General features: G+C 51.0%; 18 protein-coding genes and 1 other RNA gene. 10 read left to right on the top strand and 9 right to left on the bottom strand.

Going from position 1 to position 19,023, the window contains the following annotated elements:
• The first annotated feature begins 3 nt into the window (after window positions 1-3).
• The 6 genes from cof (at window position 4) to amtB (ending at window position 6,844) form a co-directional block, all read left to right on the top strand.
• Window positions 4-822 carry an HMP-PP phosphatase gene (gene cof / locus BGE37_RS10140; protein WP_001353404.1) on the top strand — a complete coding sequence of 273 codons (819 nt, stop codon included), beginning with the start codon at window positions 4-6 and terminating at the stop codon, window positions 820-822.
• 152 nt (window positions 823-974) lie between these two features.
• A complete protein-coding gene (decR, locus tag BGE37_RS10145; RefSeq protein WP_000884589.1) occupies window positions 975-1,433 on the top strand; it encodes a DNA-binding transcriptional regulator DecR in 459 nt (152 codons plus the stop codon).
• Between the two features lie 29 nt (window positions 1,434-1,462).
• Entirely contained in the window at window positions 1,463-3,235 is a 1,773-nt protein-coding gene (locus tag BGE37_RS10150) for a SmdA family multidrug ABC transporter permease/ATP-binding protein (protein ID WP_032183483.1), read from the top strand.
• Window positions 3,228-5,009: a SmdB family multidrug efflux ABC transporter permease/ATP-binding protein gene (locus BGE37_RS10155; RefSeq protein ID WP_074500882.1), complete on the top strand. Its 1,782-nt coding sequence runs from the start codon at window positions 3,228-3,230 to the stop codon at window positions 5,007-5,009. The genes BGE37_RS10150 and BGE37_RS10155 overlap by 8 nt, the downstream gene beginning before the upstream one ends.
• A 180-nt stretch (window positions 5,010-5,189) precedes the next feature.
• Window positions 5,190-5,528: a P-II family nitrogen regulator gene (gene glnK, locus BGE37_RS10160; RefSeq protein ID WP_000780338.1), complete on the top strand. Its 339-nt coding sequence runs from the start codon at window positions 5,190-5,192 to the stop codon at window positions 5,526-5,528.
• 29 nt (window positions 5,529-5,557) lie between these two features.
• Window positions 5,558-6,844 (top strand): ammonium transporter AmtB, encoded by a 1,287-nt coding sequence (amtB, locus tag BGE37_RS10165; RefSeq protein WP_105277203.1) that lies wholly within the window; start codon window positions 5,558-5,560, stop codon window positions 6,842-6,844.
• 48 nt (window positions 6,845-6,892) lie between these two features.
• On the opposite strand, the gene tesB is transcribed toward amtB, so the two are convergent.
• Window positions 6,893-7,753, bottom strand: a complete 861-nt coding sequence (gene tesB, locus BGE37_RS10170) for an acyl-CoA thioesterase II (protein ID WP_000075876.1) — start codon at window positions 7,751-7,753, stop codon at window positions 6,893-6,895.
• Window positions 7,754-7,970: 217 nt separating this feature from the next.
• On the opposite strand from tesB, the gene BGE37_RS10175 reads away from it, so the two are divergent.
• Complete coding sequence (locus tag BGE37_RS10175; protein WP_021566079.1) at window positions 7,971-8,543, top strand: YbaY family lipoprotein; 573 nt, start codon at window positions 7,971-7,973, stop codon at window positions 8,541-8,543.
• 30 nt (window positions 8,544-8,573) lie between these two features.
• Here the strand turns inward: BGE37_RS10175 and BGE37_RS10180 are convergent, their stop codons facing one another.
• The gene (locus BGE37_RS10180; RefSeq protein ID WP_000409907.1) at window positions 8,574-8,885 is read right to left on the bottom strand and encodes an MGMT family protein; all 312 of its coding nucleotides are present in this window, start codon (window positions 8,883-8,885) and stop codon (window positions 8,574-8,576) included.
• Window positions 8,886-9,047: 162 nt separating this feature from the next.
• On the opposite strand from BGE37_RS10180, the gene ffs reads away from it, so the two are divergent.
• Both ffs and BGE37_RS10190 read left to right on the top strand, forming a co-directional pair.
• Window positions 9,048-9,144, top strand: an RNA gene (gene ffs, locus BGE37_RS10185) — signal recognition particle sRNA small type.
• Window positions 9,145-9,263: 119 nt separating this feature from the next.
• Window positions 9,264-9,617, top strand: a complete 354-nt coding sequence (locus tag BGE37_RS10190) for a DUF1428 domain-containing protein (RefSeq protein WP_000878140.1) — start codon at window positions 9,264-9,266, stop codon at window positions 9,615-9,617.
• A 41-nt stretch (window positions 9,618-9,658) separates the two neighbouring features.
• Here BGE37_RS10190 and pdeB read toward each other — a convergent pair whose 3' ends face one another.
• From pdeB to acrA, 7 genes are all read right to left on the bottom strand, one after another.
• Window positions 9,659-11,209 (bottom strand): cyclic-guanylate-specific phosphodiesterase PdeB, encoded by a 1,551-nt coding sequence (pdeB, locus tag BGE37_RS10195; RefSeq protein ID WP_001353400.1) that lies wholly within the window; start codon window positions 11,207-11,209, stop codon window positions 9,659-9,661.
• A gap of 163 nt (window positions 11,210-11,372) precedes the next feature.
• On the bottom strand, window positions 11,373-11,843 hold the full coding sequence (locus tag BGE37_RS10200; protein ID WP_000136192.1) for a YlaC family protein: 471 nt from the start codon (window positions 11,841-11,843) through the stop codon (window positions 11,373-11,375).
• A 115-nt stretch (window positions 11,844-11,958) separates the two neighbouring features.
• Window positions 11,959-12,510 (bottom strand): maltose O-acetyltransferase, encoded by a 552-nt coding sequence (gene maa / locus BGE37_RS10205; protein WP_105277205.1) that lies wholly within the window; start codon window positions 12,508-12,510, stop codon window positions 11,959-11,961.
• 171 nt (window positions 12,511-12,681) lie between these two features.
• Entirely contained in the window at window positions 12,682-12,900 is a 219-nt protein-coding gene (locus BGE37_RS10210; protein ID WP_001291435.1) for an HHA domain-containing protein, read from the bottom strand.
• A 25-nt stretch (window positions 12,901-12,925) separates the two neighbouring features.
• Window positions 12,926-13,300 (bottom strand): Hha toxicity modulator TomB, encoded by a 375-nt coding sequence (gene tomB / locus BGE37_RS10215; RefSeq protein WP_000344800.1) that lies wholly within the window; start codon window positions 13,298-13,300, stop codon window positions 12,926-12,928.
• 546 nt (window positions 13,301-13,846) lie between these two features.
• Window positions 13,847-16,996, bottom strand: coding sequence for an efflux RND transporter permease AcrB (acrB, locus tag BGE37_RS10220; protein WP_001132480.1), 3,150 nt, complete (start codon window positions 16,994-16,996; stop codon window positions 13,847-13,849).
• A gap of 22 nt (window positions 16,997-17,018) precedes the next feature.
• Complete coding sequence (gene acrA / locus BGE37_RS10225; RefSeq protein WP_001353399.1) at window positions 17,019-18,212, bottom strand: multidrug efflux RND transporter periplasmic adaptor subunit AcrA; 1,194 nt, start codon at window positions 18,210-18,212, stop codon at window positions 17,019-17,021.
• Window positions 18,213-18,353: 141 nt separating this feature from the next.
• Here acrA and acrR point away from each other — a divergent pair, with 141 nt between their 5' ends.
• Window positions 18,354-19,001 (top strand): multidrug efflux transporter transcriptional repressor AcrR, encoded by a 648-nt coding sequence (acrR, locus tag BGE37_RS10230; protein ID WP_000101739.1) that lies wholly within the window; start codon window positions 18,354-18,356, stop codon window positions 18,999-19,001.
• The last annotated feature ends 22 nt before the right edge of the window (window positions 19,002-19,023 follow it).

Genomic DNA, 19,023 nt, shown 5'->3' on the forward strand with positions numbered 1-19,023 from the left:
GAAATGGCTCGTCTGGCAGCATTTGATATGGACGGCACTTTATTGATGCCTGACCATCATTTAGGTGAGAAAACACTCTCTACTTTGGCACGACTGCGTGAACGCGACATTACCCTCACTTTCGCCACAGGTCGTCATGCGCTGGAGATGCAGCATATTCTCGGGGCGCTATCGCTGGATGCGTATTTGATTACCGGCAACGGAACGCGCGTGCATTCTCTGGAAGGTGAACTTTTACATCGTGATGATTTACCTGCGGATGTGGCAGAGCTGGTGCTGTATCAGCAATGGGATACCCGAGCTAGCATGCATATTTTCAATGACGATGGTTGGTTTACCGGAAAAGAGATCCCTGCGTTGTTGCAGGCATTTGTCTATAGCGGTTTTCGTTATCAGATAATCGATGTTAAAAAAATGCCACTCGATCGCGTCACCAAGATCTGCTTCTGTGGCGATCACGACGATCTTACACGCTTGCAGATCCAACTACACGAAGCATTAGGCGAGCGTGCACATTTGTGTTTTTCCGCGACTGATTGCCTCGAAGTGCTCCCGGTGGGCTGCAATAAAGGCGCTGCATTGACGGTGCTGACCCAACATTTAGGTTTATCGTTGCGCGATTGCATGGCCTTTGGTGATGCGATGAACGATCGCGAAATGTTAGGCAGCGTCGGTAGCGGCTTTATTATGGGCAATGCGATGCCGCAACTGCGCGCGGAGCTCCCTCATTTACCGGTGATTGGACACTGCCGAAATCAGGCTGTCTCTCACTATTTGACACACTGGCTGGACTATCCACATCTACCTTATTCCCCCGAATAACGAGATCCCTTCCAGCACCGGGCAATTGCCCGGTTTTTTTTGCGTTGAATTTGTCATTTTGTGCCGTGGTGTTTAAACCGCACAGAATAAATTGTCGCGATTTCACCTTTAAAATAGAATTAAAAGAGAAAAAATTTCTCTGTGGAAGGGTTATGTTAGATAAAATTGACCGTAAGCTGCTGGCCTTACTACAGCAGGATTGCACCCTCTCTTTGCAGGCATTGGCTGAAGCCGTTAATCTGACAACCACGCCTTGCTGGAAGCGACTGAAACGGTTGGAGGATGACGGTATCCTTATCGGCAAAGTCGCCCTGTTGGACCCGGAAAAAATTGGCCTCGGTCTGACCGCCTTTGTGCTGATAAAAACGCAACATCACAGCAGCGAATGGTATTGCCGCTTTGTGACGGTGGTTACTGAAATGCCAGAAGTGCTGGGGTTCTGGCGCATGGCCGGGGAATACGATTATCTGATGCGCGTCCAGGTTGCCGATATGAAACGCTACGACGAGTTTTATAAGCGTCTGGTAAACAGCGTGCCGGGGCTGTCGGACGTCACTTCCAGCTTCGCGATGGAACAGATTAAATACACCACTTCTTTACCCATCGAATAAATATCCAGAATCAGGTCAGGACACTACGCGTGCGATTATTTGCTCAATTAAGCTGGTATTTCCGTCGGGAATGGCGTCGCTATCTCGGGGCTGTTGCCTTGCTTGTCATTATCGCGATGCTGCAACTGGTTCCGCCGAAAGTGGTTGGTATTGTTGTCGATGGCGTGACAGAACAACACTTTACTACCGGGCAGATCCTGATGTGGATCGCCACCATGGTGCTGATTGCTGTTGTGGTTTATCTCCTGCGTTACGTCTGGCGCGTATTGCTGTTTGGCGCGTCTTATCAACTGGCTGTTGAACTGCGTGAAGATTATTACCGTCAGCTAAGCCGGCAGCATCCTGAGTTTTACCTGCGTCATCGCACGGGTGACCTCATGGCTCGTGCGACCAATGACGTCGATCGGGTCGTGTTTGCCGCCGGAGAAGGGGTGCTGACGCTGGTGGATTCACTGGTGATGGGCTGCGCTGTGTTGATTATGATGTCTACGCAAATTAGCTGGCAGTTGACCTTATTTGCCCTGTTACCTATGCCAGTGATGGCGATCATGATTAAGCGCAACGGCGATGCCTTGCATGAACGCTTTAAGCTGGCACAGGCGGCGTTTTCCAGTCTTAATGACCGCACCCAGGAAAGCCTCACCAGTATCCGCATGATCAAAGCCTTTGGTCTGGAAGATCGCCAGTCGGCGTTATTTGCCGCGGATGCCGAAGATACCGGCAAAAAAAACATGCGGGTGGCGCGTATTGATGCTCGTTTCGACCCGACCATCTATATCGCGATTGGTATGGCGAACTTGCTGGCGATTGGCGGCGGTAGTTGGATGGTGGTGCAGGGCAGTTTAACGCTGGGCCAGCTCACCAGTTTTATGATGTATTTAGGTCTGATGATTTGGCCGATGCTGGCGCTGGCATGGATGTTTAACATAGTGGAGCGTGGTAGTGCTGCGTACAGCCGTATTCGCGCGATGCTGGCGGAAGCGCCGGTGGTGAACGATGGTAGCGAACCCGTGCCCGAAGGTCGTGGTGAACTGGATGTAAATATTCGCCAGTTTATGTATCCGCAGACTGACCATCCTGCGCTGGAAAACGTCAATTTCGCCCTGAAACCCGGTCAGATGCTGGGTATCTGCGGGCCGACTGGTTCCGGCAAAAGTACCCTGTTGTCGCTCATTCAGCGTCATTTCGACGTCAGCGAGGGGGATATTCGCTTTCATGATATTCCTCTGACGAAGTTACAACTCGATAGCTGGCGTAGCCGCCTGGCGGTGGTCAGCCAGACGCCATTCCTTTTTTCCGACACCGTGGCGAACAACATCGCGCTGGGTTGCCCGAATGCCACACAGCAAGAGATTGAGCATGTCGCGCGGTTAGCCAGCGTACATGACGATATTTTGCGTCTACCGCAAGGTTACGATACAGAGGTGGGCGAGCGCGGCGTGATGCTTTCTGGTGGGCAAAAACAGCGTATCTCCATTGCTCGTGCGTTATTAGTCAACGCGGAAATCCTCATCCTTGATGATGCGCTTTCGGCGGTGGACGGACGCACAGAGCACCAGATCCTGCATAACCTGCGTCAGTGGGGGCAGGGAAGAACGGTAATCATCAGTGCCCATCGCCTTTCGGCACTGACGGAAGCCAGTGAAATTATTGTGATGCAGCACGGACATATCGCCCAGCGTGGCAATCATGATGTGCTGGCACAACAAAGCGGCTGGTATCGCGATATGTATCGCTATCAACAACTGGAGGCGGCGCTCGACGACGCTCCGGAAATTCGCGAGGAGGCCATCGATGCGTAGTTTTAGCCAACTGTGGCCGACTCTCAAGCGCCTGTTAGCGTACGGTTCGCCGTGGCGTAAACCGTTGGGGATCGCGGTCCTGATGATGTGGGTTGCGGCGGCGGCAGAAGTCAGCGGGCCGCTGCTTATCAGCTATTTTATCGACAATATGGTGGCGAAAAATAACCTGCCGTTGAAAGTGGTTGCCGGGCTGGCTGCTGCGTATGTTGGGCTACAACTGTTTGCCGCCGGGCTACATTACGCGCAGTCGCTGCTGTTTAATCGGGCGGCAGTAGGTGTAGTGCAACAGTTGCGTACCGACGTGATGGATGCTGCGTTACGCCAACCGTTGAGTGAGTTTGATACTCAGCCGGTCGGGCAGGTGATTTCCCGCGTTACCAATGATACTGAAGTGATCCGCGACCTCTACGTTACCGTAGTGGCAACGGTCCTGCGTAGCGCCGCCCTGGTGGGTGCGATGCTGGTGGCGATGTTTAGTCTCGACTGGCGAATGGCGCTGGTAGCGATAATGATTTTCCCGGTGGTGCTGGTGGTAATGGTGATATACCAGCGTTACAGCACGCCGATTGTCCGTCGTGTGCGCGCCTATCTGGCAGATATCAACGACGGCTTTAACGAAATCATCAATGGCATGAGCGTCATCCAGCAGTTCCGTCAGCAGGCGCGATTTGGCGAACGTATGGGTGAGGCCAGTCGTTCACACTATATGGCGAGGATGCAAACCCTGCGCCTCGACGGTTTTCTGCTGCGTCCGCTGCTGAGTCTGTTTTCATCGCTCATTCTTTGTGGCTTGTTGATGCTGTTTGGCTTCTCCGCCAGCGGTACCATTGAAGTGGGCGTACTGTATGCGTTTATCAGCTATCTTGGGCGGCTTAACGAACCCTTAATCGAACTGACCACGCAACAAGCGATGCTGCAACAGGCTGTTGTTGCTGGTGAGCGCGTGTTTGAGTTGATGGACGGGCCGCGCCAGCAATATGGCAATGATGATCGCCCGTTGCAGAGCGGCACCATTGAAGTCGATAACGTGTCATTTGCTTATCGCGATAACAATCTGGTGCTGAAGAATATTAATCTCTCTGTGCCTTCGCGTAACTTTGTGGCGCTAGTGGGGCATACCGGCAGTGGAAAAAGTACCCTCGCCAGTTTATTGATGGGCTATTACCCGCTAACGGAAGGTGAGATTCGCCTTGATGGTCGTCCATTAAGTTCGCTAAGTCACAGCGTGCTGCGCCAGGGCGTGGCGATGGTGCAACAAGATCCGGTGGTACTGGCGGATACCTTCCTCGCCAACGTGACGCTGGGACGTGATATCTCCGAAGAACGTGTCTGGCAGGCGCTGGAAACCGTGCAACTGGCGGAGCTGGCGCGCAGCATGAGTGATGGTATTTATACGCCGCTGGGCGAGCAGGGGAATAATCTCTCGGTTGGGCAAAAGCAACTGCTGGCACTGGCGCGCGTGCTGGTGGAGACGCCGCAAATCCTGATCCTTGATGAGGCAACCGCCAGCATTGACTCCGGTACTGAACAGGCGATTCAACACGCACTGGCGGCGGTGCGTGAACACACTACGCTTGTGGTGATTGCTCACCGCTTATCGACCATTGTCGATGCCGACACCATTCTGGTGCTTCATCGTGGGCAAGCCGTGGAACAGGGGACTCACCAGCAACTGCTGGCCGCCCAGGGGCGCTACTGGCAGATGTATCAACTGCAACTTGCGGGCGAAGAGCTGGCAGCCAGCGTGCGTGAAGATGAATCATTGAGCGCCTGAATAGCGCAATATTTCATCGTTGGTGCAAAAATGTAACGCACTGTGCACTGTCATAGTGCGTTTTTGTTTTCAATCTTCTTAACTTCCTGCTCTCTTTCTCGTTTTTCATTTCTGGCACACCGCTTGCAATACCTTATTTGTGTAGCAGAACCATTACCGAATTCTGACCGGAGGGGATCTATGAAGCTGGTGACCGTGATAATCAAACCATTCAAGCTGGAAGACGTTCGTGAAGCGTTATCTTCCATTGGTATTCAGGGCCTGACCGTCACCGAAGTGAAAGGTTTCGGGCGTCAGAAAGGGCATGCCGAGCTGTACCGGGGGGCGGAATACAGCGTCAACTTTCTGCCAAAAGTAAAAATTGATGTGGCGATTGCTGATGACCAACTCGATGAAGTGATCGATATCGTCAGCAAGGCGGCTTACACCGGAAAAATTGGCGACGGCAAAATCTTCGTCGCTGAATTGCAACGCGTCATTCGTATTCGTACCGGCGAAGCCGACGAAGCGGCGCTGTAATCTCTGGCACACAGCAACAGGAACGAAAAATGAAGATAGCGACGATAAAAACTGGGCTTGCTTCACTGGCGATGCTGCCGGGACTGGTAATGGCTGCACCTGCGGTGGCCGATAAAGCCGACAATGCGTTTATGATGATTTGTACTGCGCTGGTGCTGTTTATGACTATTCCGGGGATTGCCCTGTTTTACGGTGGGTTAATTCGCGGCAAAAACGTGCTGTCGATGCTGACGCAGGTGACGGTGACGTTTGCTCTGGTCTGCATTCTCTGGGTGGTTTACGGCTACTCGCTGGCGTTTGGTGAGGGCAACAACTTCTTCGGTAACATTAACTGGTTGATGCTGAAAAACATCGAACTGACGGCGGTGATGGGCAGCATTTATCAGTATATCCACGTGGCGTTTCAGGGATCGTTTGCCTGCATTACCGTCGGCTTGATCGTCGGGGCACTGGCGGAACGGATCCGCTTCTCAGCTGTGCTGATTTTCGTGGTGGTGTGGCTGACGCTTTCTTACATTCCGATTGCGCATATGGTCTGGGGCGGCGGTTTGCTGGCTTCTCACGGTGCGCTGGATTTTGCGGGTGGCACGGTGGTGCACATTAACGCCGCTATTGCAGGTCTGGTGGGCGCATATCTAATTGGCAAACGCGTGGGCTTCGGCAAAGAGGCGTTTAAACCGCACAACCTGCCGATGGTCTTCACCGGGACTGCCATTCTCTATATCGGTTGGTTTGGCTTTAATGCCGGGTCAGCGGGCATGGCGAATGAAATCGCAGCACTGGCATTTGTGAATACTGTGGTCGCAACGGCGGCGGCAATTCTTGGCTGGATCTTCGGTGAATGGGCGCTGCGCGGTAAGCCTTCACTGCTGGGGGCGTGTTCTGGCGCGATTGCCGGTCTGGTCGGCGTGACGCCAGCCTGTGGCTACATTGGTGTTGGCGGCGCGTTGATTATCGGCGTAGTCGCTGGTCTGGCGGGCTTGTGGGGCGTTACCATGCTCAAACGCTTGCTGCGGGTGGATGATCCCTGCGATGTCTTCGGTGTGCACGGCGTTTGTGGCATTGTCGGCTGTATCATGACTGGGATTTTTGCCGCCAGTTCGCTGGGCGGAGTGGGTTTTGCCGAAGGTGTGACGATGGGGCATCAGCTGCTGGTACAGCTGGAAAGTATTGCCATTACGATTGTCTGGTCTGGTGTGGTGGCTTTTATCGGCTACAAACTGGCGGATCTGACGGTTGGTCTGCGTGTACCGGAAGAGCAGGAACGAGAAGGGCTGGACGTCAACAGCCACGGTGAAAATGCCTATAACGCGTAATAAGCACTGCAAAAAACAGCCGGACGGTTTTCACCTCCGGCTGTTTTTTTAATTGTGATTACGCATTACCCCTTCCTGAACGGTCGAGGCAACCAGCACGCCGTCCTGGGTATAAAACTCACCGCGCACAAAGCCGCGTGCGCTGGACGCCGAGGTGCTCTCCACGCTATACAGCAGCCATTCATTCAAATTAAACGGGCGATGGAACCACATGGAATGGTCGATGGTTGCTATCTGAATCCCTGGTTCGAGAAAACCGATGCCGTGCGGCTGTAAAGCTACCGGCAGGAAATTAAGGTCAGAAGCGTAACCGAGCAGATACTGATGAACGCGCAGATCATCCGGTACGCTACCATTTGCGCGGATCCACACCTGACGATGTGGTTCTGCGACATGTCCTTTCAGTGGGTTATGAAACTCCACCGGACGGACTTCCAGCGGACGATCGCAGATGAATTTATCTTTCAGCACTGGCGGCAGCAGGTGCGCCAGCGATTGGGCGATTTGCGTTTCCGAAGGCAGGCCATCAGGCGCTGGCGCGGACGGCATTGTTTTTTGATGTTCGAAACCCGCTTCCGGAGCCTGGAAAGAGGCTGTCATATAGAAAATCGGTTTACCGTTTTGAATAGCAGCAACCCGGCGGGCGCTGAAGCTGTTACCGTCACGCAGCGTTTCGACATCATAAATAATCGGCTTCTTACTGTCGCCTGGGCGAAGAAAGTAGCTGTGAAACGAATGTACCAGCCGCTCTTCAGGGACGGTCTCTTTTGCAGCATACAAGGCCTGACCCACGACCTGGCCGCCAAACACCTGGCGTAAACCTAAATCTTCACTCTGGCCGCGAAAGAGTCCTTCCTCAATTTTTTCCAGATTTAACAATGTCAGTAAATTTTTTAGCGCCTGACTCATATAACTCTCCAGTAACAAAGCTGCCGCAGCAAGCCAAAGTGAGTTGAGTATAACGCAAATTTGCCACTGGTCCGATGGGTGCAATAGTCTGAATTACTAGCCAATTACAGGCAGAAATGCGTGATGTGTGCCACACTTGTTGACGTTACTATTTTGTTAACCACTCTTCCGGCGAGGAAAGTTAGCCCGCTGGTGCATTGATAATAAGGAGAAGTGAATGAAACTCGTGCACATGGTCAGTGGTTTAGCGGTTGCGATTGCGTTGGCGGCTTGCGCAGATAAAAGCGCGGATATTCAGACGCCAGCACCGGCTGCAAATACCTCTATTTCAGCAACACAGCAACCTGCTATCCAGCAACCGAATGTTTCCGGTACCGTCTGGATCCGTCAGAAAGTCGCACTGCCGCCTGATGCCGTGCTGACCGTGACACTTTCTGACGCGTCGTTAGCCGATGCACCGTCAAAAGTACTGGCGCAGAAAGCGGTGCGTACCGAAGGCAAACAGTCACCATTCAGCTTTGTTCTGCCATTTAACCCGGCAGATGTTCAGCCGAACGCGCGTATTCTGTTGAGTGCGGCGATTACCGTGAATGACAAACTGGTATTTATTACCGATACCGTTCAGCCGGTGATCAACCAGGGCGGAACTAAAGCTGACCTGACATTGGTGCCGGTGCAGCAAACCGCCGTGCCGGTTCAGGCCAGCGGGGGCGCAACGACTACCGTACCATCAACTTCACCAACCCAGGTGAATCCGTCTTCGGCAGTTCCAGCTCCTACGCAATATTAAGCGAAGTTAACCCTCTCCGCCCGGAGAGGGTTAGTAGTTCCAGCGATAACGCTGCAAGTCGATTTGCCCTCTTCCTGACACCATCACACCTTCTGCCAGTAATGCCTGTCGCTGACGCTGTAAATCCGGTCCGGTTAGCGAAATGGTGCCGTGGCGATTAACCACCCGATGCCAGGGCAAGGTGCTGCCTTCCGGGAGACGCTTTAACACACCACCCACCTGGCGCGCGGCGCGGGGCGAGCCCGCCAGTTTCGCCACATCACCGTAAGTGGTGACATAGCCTTCGGGAATAGCGGCTACGATTTGCCAGACGCGTTGGGGAAATGAATCTTCTTTTTCCATCTTTTCTTCCTGAGGTAATTTTTCAGCATAATCTGGAAAAACGCCCGAGTGAAGCCGCATTGCGCAAGAAACCAGCATCTGGCACGCAATGGGTTGCAATTAGCCGGGGCAGCAGTGATAATGCGCCTGCGCGTTGGTTCTCAACGCTCTCAATGGGGGCTCTGTTGGTTCTCCCGCAACGCTACTCTGTTTACCAGGTCAGGTCCGGAAGGAAGCAGCCAAGGCAGATGACGTGTGTGCCGGGATGTAGCTGGCAGGGCCCCCACCCATTTCTGCCTCCCCCCGTTTCGTCAAAAAATCCCAACATGGCTAAACTTTAACCACAACTGACGTCGCAAGAATTGTCTGGCTGCGCAGTACGCTTCGGAGGTATGTCTGATGAAGTATGTTGATGGTTTTGTGGTTGCCGTTCCTGCCGATAAAAAGGATGCCTATCGGGAAATGGCCGCTAAGGCCGCGCCATTGTTTAAAGAGTTTGGCGCGCTTCGTATTGTCGAATGCTGGGCCAGCGATGTACCGGATGGCAAAGTGACCGATTTTCGTATGGCGGTGAAAGCGGAAGAGAATGAAGAGGTTGTCTTTAGCTGGATTGAATACCCTTCAAAAGAGGTCCGCGACGCTGCTAATCAAAAGATGATGTCGGACCCACGGATGAAGGAGTTCGGCGAGTCCATGCCGTTTGATGGCAAGCGAATGATCTATGGCGGATTCGAGTCAATCATCGACGAATAGGTAGCGTGACGGGCTGTGCGGCGTGCCGTCAGCCCAAAAATTCACAAATGTTGCTCGGCCCAGCGTAAGAAATCCTCTTTCGGTAATGCCTTGCTATAGAGCCAGCCCTGGCCGTAGTGCACGCCATGCTGGCGTAGCCACTCTTCTTGTTTACTGGTTTCGATTCCCTCCGCTACCATTTTCAGTTTCAGTGTTTTTGCCATTTCGATGATATGTGGCGTGACATTTTTATATTCCAGCGCATCAACGAAAGATTTATCGATCTTCAGAATGTCGACATCCAGATCCTGTAAATAGCTTAAACTTGAATACCCCGTACCAAAATCATCGAGATAAATTTCATGGCCCGCCTCCCGGTAGCGAGAAATTATCGGGGCGCTGGTTTTCGGATCGGCAAACTCGCGTTCAGTGAGTTCAAGCGCGATCTGTCTGGGATTAACCTGATAGTGATTGATCATTTCACGCAGCAATTGCGGGATTTTTTCCGAGGTGAGCACGGTGGATTCAAGATTGATCGAAATATGCTGCTGCGGATGCTGACGCAGCCAGTCGCCCATATCTTCAAAGACACTTTTTATAATCAGTAGCGTCAACGGCTCAGAAAGCCCCGTTTGCTGTGCCAGCGGAATAAAACTATCTGGTGACAACCAACTACCGTCTGTCTGCGGCCAGCGCGCCAGTGCCTCAGCACCGACAATTTTTCCATTGGCTAAGGAGACAATCGGCTGATAGTGCACGCAAATATCACGATTTTCGATAGCATCCTGCAGCCGATGATGCGGTGACTGGATACGGCGCAAAATACGCAGCACAAACATCGCTGCCAGCAGGCCAATCACCAACCCGAGCGGTAACCAAATAAAGACTTGCCGATGCCAGCCTTTCTGCAACATTTTCGTTGAAGCCCAGGTGATGATCGAAATATTCATCTCCGGGAAGGGCTGGATATCGTAAATAATTCCATTATTTTCGATATGCTCACCGGGTGTTTTTTGTAGCCTGGTAATAATTCCCTGAGCAATTTCATCGCTGCTGGTTATGACAACATTATGGGCATTGCCAATAATGGCGGCATCAATTTGCCATGAGCTATAGGGAATGACATCAATAAAGGAAGCGGGGTCGATCATGACGACATAATGTGCCGTTCCTATAGCGACCATGTAACGGATAATGCCTAAATCGTTATGCGATGTTAACCAGACCCGATAACCATCTTTCGAAATTTTACCTGGCTCGGGGAAGGCATCGGGTGGGCTTTCATGCTCCAGAGACGAACACTGGGGAACGTTGTTATCGATATAGACCACTTCCTGAATATAGCGATAACTGTAAGATACCCGACGCATTTTCATGAGATGGGCTGCGCTACAGGCCGCACCTTGCCACCTTTCCAGCTCCTGCAGAGCATCTTTCCCTTGTATCGCCACCTTATTGGCCCGAATAGCGACGCGGGAGGAATAAGTATTCAGCTCTTCAATAAACGATGTTTGTACTTGCTGATGGGCCAGCCAGATGCTTAAGCCGACAGGCAGTAATACTGAAAGAATCAGTACTCCCGAAATCAGGCTGACCAGATGTCGTGTTCTCACCAGCATATCCTTATTAACACAGTGTAGGGAAAGTATATCTGATTGTGGAAAAAGGCTGGCAGGAGATAAGGAGGTAGAGCTGGTATTTCATGAAGCGATGGGTGGAAACGATCGTTGTCATTTGACCAGGCGTAGAGCTTTACGCCTGGTATGTAATCCTAACTTAAGATGTTGATTCGGCGCGAGCGAGGGTAAAAATATCGTAAAAAGACAGTTCACCTTTACGGACGATCATTTTTTGCAGTTGTTCTTTATGAACATCCGCGACACGCGGAGAGTTCAAGATGGCTTCAACCAGCGCGGCAGGTACAAAGCGCGTGTTGTACCATTCGCCGTTATAGCAAACGCGGAAATCAAGCACGTCGATATCTTCATAGCGGTAGCGTGGGTAGACATCGAAAAAGAAGAAACCATTAAGCAGGATAAATAATACAACCAGTAGCCAGACAGAGCCTGACAGCGTTTCGGACTGCAACATCACCGCCAGGGTGGCAAAAAAAGCAACGTACATACCGATAAACAGCCCCGGATGTTTACGGATAAAACTGATACTAAAGCGGGGTTTGTTGTCGCGTTTTTCGCGGGTATTCAGAGACTCAATCGTTTCGGTCAGCAGGCGTTGTATTTCGGTCATCGTTTGCCTTCGTGGTATCTGCAACTTTCCAGGGAACACCCTATTTTAACGTGGGAATAGTAGAGGGAAAGTAACAGATTTGCCACGATTTTGCATAACAGTTGCGAAAAACAGGTTACAATTTTTTAATGATTCTGGCTGGATTACCGCCCACGACAACATTGTCCGGGACATCTTTTGTGACAACTGCACCTGAGGCTACCACGACGTTATCACCAATGGTCACACCAGGGTTAATGACTGCGCGTCCGCCAATCCAGACGTTATTACCGATGGTGACGGGTTTCCCCAGTTCAACACCGCTATTACGTGCTACAGGGTCGATGGGATGTGTTGCCGTGTAGATATGAACACCTGGCGCTAACATACAGTTATCACCGATGCGAATAGGGCAGACATCAAGCATCACGCAATCGAAGTTGGCGAAAAAATTATTGCCGAGAAAAATGTTATAGCCATAGTCACAGCGAAACGTTGGCTCAATATAAGCCTCTGTCACCTGACCGAATAATTCAGCGAGAATTTGCTGGCGTAATGTTTCCTCTTCCGCCAGGGAATGATTGTATCGGTGAATAAGCTGACGAGCGCGCAGGCGATCGCGAGATAACGTCTCATCTGCCGAGCGATACAACTCACCAGCAATCATCTTTTCTTTTTCTGTGCTCATTACTGACCTCCGGTTGCTGAAAATGCGGCAACACAGTAAGACGAAAAGTCAGTGAAGAGAACGTTCCCATTACGTCTGTGTGATGAAGATCACATAGGGTGCGCCTTCATGGCGATAAAGTATAAAATTCTTAATAAACAGCTGGTTATAGCTCCGAAAGCCAATTATTTATTAGCGAATAAATTTCCATACTGAGGAAGGGATCTTGTCGTACAGTTTATTCATAGTCAATTCGGCGAGGCGGTGATCTGCGGCTGAGTAAAATACCGCCAGTTCATTATCTGATAATTCGTATTTATTTTTCTCGATAACACGCTCCAGCGTGTCAATTGTCTGGCAACGACGCAAACGCATTAAATAATCGGTTTTCGTTAAAGGTTTTTCGGACATACTTCTACCCATGGTTGTAATAATTCTAACAAGATAAACTCGCAGGATTCTCTTTCGTCGCATTGACAAAACAACGGAATAGTCGATTACCTGACTTCCGCCATTTTTGAAGATCCTGCATATTAATACCATAACTACTGAACAACATAAAGGTGTCATCCAGATATTCGTCGATCTGCTCAATGAGCTTATTGTCTTCATTATACTTAATTTTGTAATTAAGTGCGAAGGTCGCAATATGCTCAATCAGTTCATTCAACTGGAGGTTGATCGCCGAGGTTGGGTCGTTAACCCAGCCATGGTTGCTTTCTTCAAGGTTTGCAAGGCAATCATGATACAGGGTTTCACAGAGAAACTTAAGCTGTGCGATATCATGTCTTTTGGGTGAGTATTCATCCATAACGCGTCCCCTTCTTAGCGGTTGAACTAACGGACACCTTTCGGGATGGAAAAAACTTACTGACCTGGACTTGCCCTCTCGTTTGTTAGCTTAACTATAAGCCACTCTTTGCAGGTTTTCATCGCATTATTACGAAAAATTACAAATAGGAAGGAAGCGGGATAGGACTCATTTTTTCATACTAGCACCAACCCGCTGCAGGTAAAAGCAGTTTGCTCGAACTGTTCATAACATTTCAAGATTATCGCCTGATGAAATTGGTCACACTAATACCAGGAATGCTCTGAATATGTCGTAATAACCGAGGAATGAATAAAGAATTACCGCAAATAATTAAGAAAAGCCTCTAAATGATTATGGATTATTAAATCTATTAGCCCTGCTTAATATAAATTAACTAACAATCAGTATTTTTTATGAATTTTATGCGAAGTTAATACTGGTTTTCATATGAGATTCTGAGTTGATTGTTCAGTTCCCCATTCAACTCGTAGGTTATGCATCTAAAAAAGGCCGCTTGCGCGGCCTTAGTGATTACACGTTGTATCAATGATGATCGACAGTATGGCTGTGCTCGATATCTTCATTCTTGCGGCTAAAGCGGCGGCGAACCACCACAAAGAATACCGGGACGAAGAAGATTGCCAGTACCGTTGCGGTCACCATCCCGCCCATTACACCGGTACCTACTGCGTTCTGCGCGCCGGAACCAGCACCAGTACTGATAACCAGCGGCATAACGCCGAGGATAAACGCCAGCGAGGTCATCAGGATCGGACGTAAACGCATCCGCACCGCATCAAGCGTCGCTTCAATCAGACCTTTACCTTCTTTATCCATCAAGTCTTTGGCGAATTCGACGATAAGTATCGCGTTCTTCGCCGACAACCCAATGGTTGTGAGCAGGCCTACCTGGAAGTACACGTCATTGGTCAGGCCACGGAAGGTGGCTGCCAGCAAGGCACCGATAACCCCCAGCGGAACGACCAGCATAACGGAGAACGGAATCGACCAGCTCTCGTACAGCGCCGCCAGACACAGGAACACGACAATCAACGAAATCGCGTACAGTGAAGGTGCCTGGTTGCCGGAGAGACGTTCCTGATAGGACATCCCCGTCCAGTCATAGCCAACACCGGTAGGCAGTTTACTCGCCAGTTGTTCCATCAGCTCCATTGCTTCACCGGTACTTTTACCCGGTGCTGCCTGGCCTAAGATTTCCATGGATGGCAGGCCGTTGTAACGTTCCAGACGCGGCGAACCGTACTCCCAACGAGAAGAGGAGAACGCCGAGAACGGCACCATCTGACCATCAGCAGCACGAACATACCAGTCGCCGATATCATCCGGCAGCATACGGTATTTCGCTTCTGACATGACGTAAACTTTCTTCACACGACCGCGGTCGATAAAGTCGTTCACATAGCTACCGCCCCATGCAGCGCCCAGAGTGGTGTTAATGTCGTTGATAGAAACACCCAGCGCCTGCGCTTTTTCCTGGTCGATATCAATCTTAAACTGCGGGGTATCTTCCAGACCGTTTGGACGTACGCTGGTCAACATATCAGGGTGCTTCGCTGCTTCTGCAAGCAGCTGGTTACGCGCCTGAGTCAGTTTTTCGTGACCAAGGCCAGCCTGGTCAATCAGCTCAAAGTCAAAGCCGGTTGCAGTACCCAGTTCCACGATTGCGGGCAGGTTAAAGGCGAAAACCATCGCATCTTTGATTTGCGAGAAAGCGCGTGTTGCACGCATGGTAATCGCTTCAACTTTGTTTTCTTCGCCCGGACGATCGGCCCAGTCCTTCAAGGAAACGAACGCAATACCGGTATTCTGACCTCGTCCCGCAAAGCCGAAGCCGTTAACGGCGAACACCGACTCAACGTTGTTCTTTTCTTTGGTCAGATAGTAATTCGTTACCTCATTGAGCACTTTCTGCGTACGTTCCTGCGTTGCACCTGCTGGCAGCTGAACCATGGTCATAAATACGCCCTGGTCCTCATCTGGCAAGAAGGAGCTTGGCAGACGCACAAACAGATAGGCCATGCCGACCACGATGATTAGATACAGCACCAGGTAACGCCCCGTACTGCGCAGAATACCGCCTACGCTGTCGGTGTAGTGGTGCGTGCTCTTCTCGAACATGCGGTTAAACCAGCCGAAGAAGCCTTTTTTACCTTCTCCGTGATCGCCTTTGGCAATCGGTTTCAGCATGGTGGCACAAAGAGCCGGAGTCAGAATCAACGCCACCAGTACCGACAGCGCCATTGCTGAAACAATGGTAATAGAGAACTGACGATAGATAGCACCAGTAGAACCGCCAAAGAAGGCCATCGGTACGAATACCGCCGACAGTACCATCGCGATACCGACCAGAGCGCCCTGAATCTGCCCCATCGACTTACGGGTGGCTTCTTTTGGCGGCAAACCTTCTTCCGCCATCACACGCTCAACGTTTTCTACCACAACGATGGCGTCATCCACCAACAGGCCGATGGCGAGCACCATCCCGAACATTGTTAGCGTGTTTATCGAGAAGCCAAAGGCGGCAAGGACGGCAAAGGTCCCAAGCAATACCACCGGTACGGCAATGGTCGGAATCAACGTCGCGCGGAAGTTCTGCAAGAACAGATACATAACCAGGAACACGAGGATGATCGCTTCGACCAGCGTTTTTACCACTTCGTGAATAGAGATTTTCACGAACGGTGTGGTGTCGTACGGGTAAACAATTTTCAGACCCGACGGGAAGAACGGTTCCATCTTCGCCAGTTCAGCACGGATTGCCGCAGCGGTATCCAGCGCGTTCGCGCCCGTCGCCAGCTTGATCCCCAGACCAGAAGCCGGTTGGCCGTTAAACTCTGCGATGATGTCGTAGTTCTCACCACCCAGCTCAATTTTCGCGACGTCACGCAGCAGCACGCGGGAACCATCCTGATTCACTTTCAGCAGGATTTTGCCGAACTCTTCAGTAGAGGTCAGACGCGTCTGAGCAATAATAGAGGCGTTAAGCTGTTGGCCTTTCACCGGCGGCGTACCACCGAGCTGACCCGCCGCAACCTGGGCGTTCTGCGCTTTGATGGCGGTAATGACATCAACCGGCGTTAGCTGGAATTTGTTCAGTTCATTCGGGTTCATCCAGATACGCATCGCATACTGTGAACCGAACAGCTGAACGTCACCCACGCCCGACGTACGGCTGATGGCGTCTTTCATATTCGCCGCCACGTAGTCGGAGATATCCTCCTGCGTCATGGTGCCATCGGTGTTGATAACGCCGACAACCATCAGGAAGCTACTGGACGATTTCTCAACGCTCACCCCTTGCTGCTGTACTTCTTGCGGCAGCAACGGCATTGCCAGCTGCAGTTTGTTCTGCACCTGAACCTGCGCGATATCCGCATCAGTACCAGACTCAAAGGTCAGGGTGATCTGCACGGTACCCGTGGAGTCACTGTTAGAGGACATGTACATCAGGTTATCGATACCATTCATATTCTGTTCGATAACCTGTGTCACCGTGTCCTGCACTGTTTTCGCATCAGCGCCAGGGTAGGAGGCGGAGATCGTTACTGCCGGCGGAGCAATCGTAGGATATTGCGCCACCGGCAGTTTGAGGATCGCCAGCCCCCCTGCCAACATGATGATAATGGCGATCACCCACGCAAAAATCGGGCGATCGATAAAGAAATTAGGCATGTCTTAACGGCTCCTGTTTAAGTTAAGACTTGGACTGTTCAGGCTGAGTACCGCTTGCGGCTTGCTGGTTATTATCAGCGGTAACTTCTTGTGCTTTTACCTGGACACCAGGACGCACTTTCTGCAGCCCACTTATTACTACGCGATCGCCTGCTTTCAGACCTTCTGTCACCAGCCACTTATCGCCAATAGCCTGGCTTGCAACGATCGGACGGGTTTCCACTTTGTCATCCGCGCCTACCACCAGTACGGTAGCATCGCCACGCGGCGTACGGGTTACACCTTGTTGCGGGACTAAAATGGCGTTTGGATTAAGCCCTTCTTCCAGACGTGCGCGCACGAACATACCCGGCAGCAGAGTGTGATCCGGGTTCGGGAAGATAGCGCGTAGGGTGATAGACCCGGTGGTCTGATCGACAGTAACGTCAGAGAACTCCAGCGTACCGTCCTGTGGGAACTTAATGCCGTCACTGGTGATCAGCGACACTTTGGCTTTGCCGTTCTCTTGTTTCAGCGTGCCATTTGCCAGTTCCTGTTTCAGGCGCAGGAAGTCGTTGCTGGACTGAGTCACATCAACGTAGATCGGATCAAGTTGCTGCACGGTTGCCAGCGCAGTCGCCTGACCGTTTTGCACCAGGGCACCTTCCGTCACGTTTGACTTACCAATGCGGCCGCTAATTGGAGAGGTGACTTTGGTGTAAGCCAGATTGATACGCGCAGTTTCAACGGCAGCTTTCGCCGCAGTTACCGCGGCATTCGCCTGTTGCGCATCAGCCAGAGCCTGATCGTACTCTTGCTTACTGATGTACTGCGTACCCAGCAGTTTCTGATAACGATTCACCGTCAATTGCGCGATATTGGCTGCAGCCTGGGCTTTCGCTAAATCGCCTTTCGCACTGTCGTATGTCGCCTGATAGGTCGCAGGATCAATCTGATAGAGAGAGACACCTGCTTCGATGTCGCTACCTTCTTTGAAATTACGCTTCAGGATAATCCCGCTAACTTGAGGACGAACTTCTGCGATCCGGTAGGCACTGGTGCGACCCGGAAGCTCGGTTGTGATCTGCAGAGGTTCAGTTTTGACTGTAACTACGCCAACGGCGGGCATCTGCTGGCCACCTTGTTGGGCCTGTTTGTCGTCACATCCTGTTAGGGCTAAGCTGCCTGAGAGCATCAGAACGACCGCCAGAGGCGTAAACCCTCTGTTTTTGTTCATATGTAAACCTCGAGTGTCCGATTTCAAATTGGTCAATGGTCAAAAGTTAATAAACCCATTGCTGCGTTTATATTATCGTCGTGCTATGGTACATACATTCACAAATGTATGTAAATCTAACGCCTGTAAATTCACGAACATATGGCACGAAAAACCAAACAAGAAGCGCAGGAAACGCGCCAACACATCCTCGATGTGGCTTTACGTCTTTTCTCACAGCAGGGGGTATCATCCACCTCGCTGGGCGAGATTGCAAAAGCAGCTGGCGTTACGCGCGGTGCAATCTACTGGCATTTTAAAGACAAGTCGGATTTGTTCAGTGAGATCTGGGAACTGTCAGAATCCAATATTGGTGAACTAGAGCTTGAGTATCAGGCAAAATTCCCTGGCGATCCACTCTCAGTATTAAGAGAGATATTAATTCATGTTCTTGAATCCACGGTGACAGAAGAACGGCGTCGATTATTGATGGAGATTATATTCCACAAATGCGAATTTGTCGGAGAAATGGCTGTTGTGCAACAGGCACAACGTAATCTCTGTCTGGAGAGTTATGACCGTATAGAACAAACGTTAAAACATTGTATTGAAGCGAAAATGTTGCCTGCGGATTTAATGACGCGTCGCGCAGCAATTATTATGCGCGGCTATATTTCCGGCCTGATGGAAAACTGGCTCTTTGCCCCGCAATCTTTTGATCTTAAAAAAGAAGCCCGCGATTACGTCGCCATCTTACTGGAGATGTATCTCCTGTGCCCCACGCTTCGTTACCCTGCCACTAACGAATAACCCTGAATCTGACTCCAGGATT

It is taken from the genome of Escherichia sp. MOD1-EC6300, assembly GCF_002965045.1.
In the GTDB taxonomy this organism is placed as follows: Bacteria; Pseudomonadota; Gammaproteobacteria; order Enterobacterales; family Enterobacteriaceae; genus Escherichia; species Escherichia coli_F.

Bases quoted from the DNA above. Each gene is read 5' to 3' on its own strand.
- cof (WP_001353404.1), top strand. From the start codon at position 4: ATGGCTCGTCTGGCAGCATTTGATATGGACGGCACTTTATTGATGCCT.
- decR (WP_000884589.1), top strand. From the start codon at position 975: ATGTTAGATAAAATTGACCGTAAGCTGCTGGCCTTACTACAGCAGGAT.
- BGE37_RS10155 (WP_074500882.1), top strand. From the start codon at position 3,228: ATGCGTAGTTTTAGCCAACTGTGGCCGACTCTCAAGCGCCTGTTAGCG.
- glnK (WP_000780338.1), top strand. From the start codon at position 5,190: ATGAAGCTGGTGACCGTGATAATCAAACCATTCAAGCTGGAAGACGTT.
- amtB (WP_105277203.1), top strand. From the start codon at position 5,558: ATGAAGATAGCGACGATAAAAACTGGGCTTGCTTCACTGGCGATGCTG.
- tesB (WP_000075876.1), bottom strand. From the start codon at position 7,753: ATGAGTCAGGCGCTAAAAAATTTACTGACATTGTTAAATCTGGAAAAA.
- BGE37_RS10175 (WP_021566079.1), top strand. From the start codon at position 7,971: ATGAAACTCGTGCACATGGTCAGTGGTTTAGCGGTTGCGATTGCGTTG.
- BGE37_RS10180 (WP_000409907.1), bottom strand. From the start codon at position 8,885: ATGGAAAAAGAAGATTCATTTCCCCAACGCGTCTGGCAAATCGTAGCC.
- BGE37_RS10190 (WP_000878140.1), top strand. From the start codon at position 9,264: ATGAAGTATGTTGATGGTTTTGTGGTTGCCGTTCCTGCCGATAAAAAG.
- BGE37_RS10200 (WP_000136192.1), bottom strand. From the start codon at position 11,843: ATGACCGAAATACAACGCCTGCTGACCGAAACGATTGAGTCTCTGAAT.
- maa (WP_105277205.1), bottom strand. From the start codon at position 12,510: ATGAGCACAGAAAAAGAAAAGATGATTGCTGGTGAGTTGTATCGCTCG.
- BGE37_RS10210 (WP_001291435.1), bottom strand. From the start codon at position 12,900: ATGTCCGAAAAACCTTTAACGAAAACCGATTATTTAATGCGTTTGCGT.
- tomB (WP_000344800.1), bottom strand. From the start codon at position 13,300: ATGGATGAATACTCACCCAAAAGACATGATATCGCACAGCTTAAGTTT.
- acrB (WP_001132480.1), bottom strand. From the start codon at position 16,996: ATGCCTAATTTCTTTATCGATCGCCCGATTTTTGCGTGGGTGATCGCC.
- acrA (WP_001353399.1), bottom strand. From the start codon at position 18,212: ATGAACAAAAACAGAGGGTTTACGCCTCTGGCGGTCGTTCTGATGCTC.
- acrR (WP_000101739.1), top strand. From the start codon at position 18,354: ATGGCACGAAAAACCAAACAAGAAGCGCAGGAAACGCGCCAACACATC.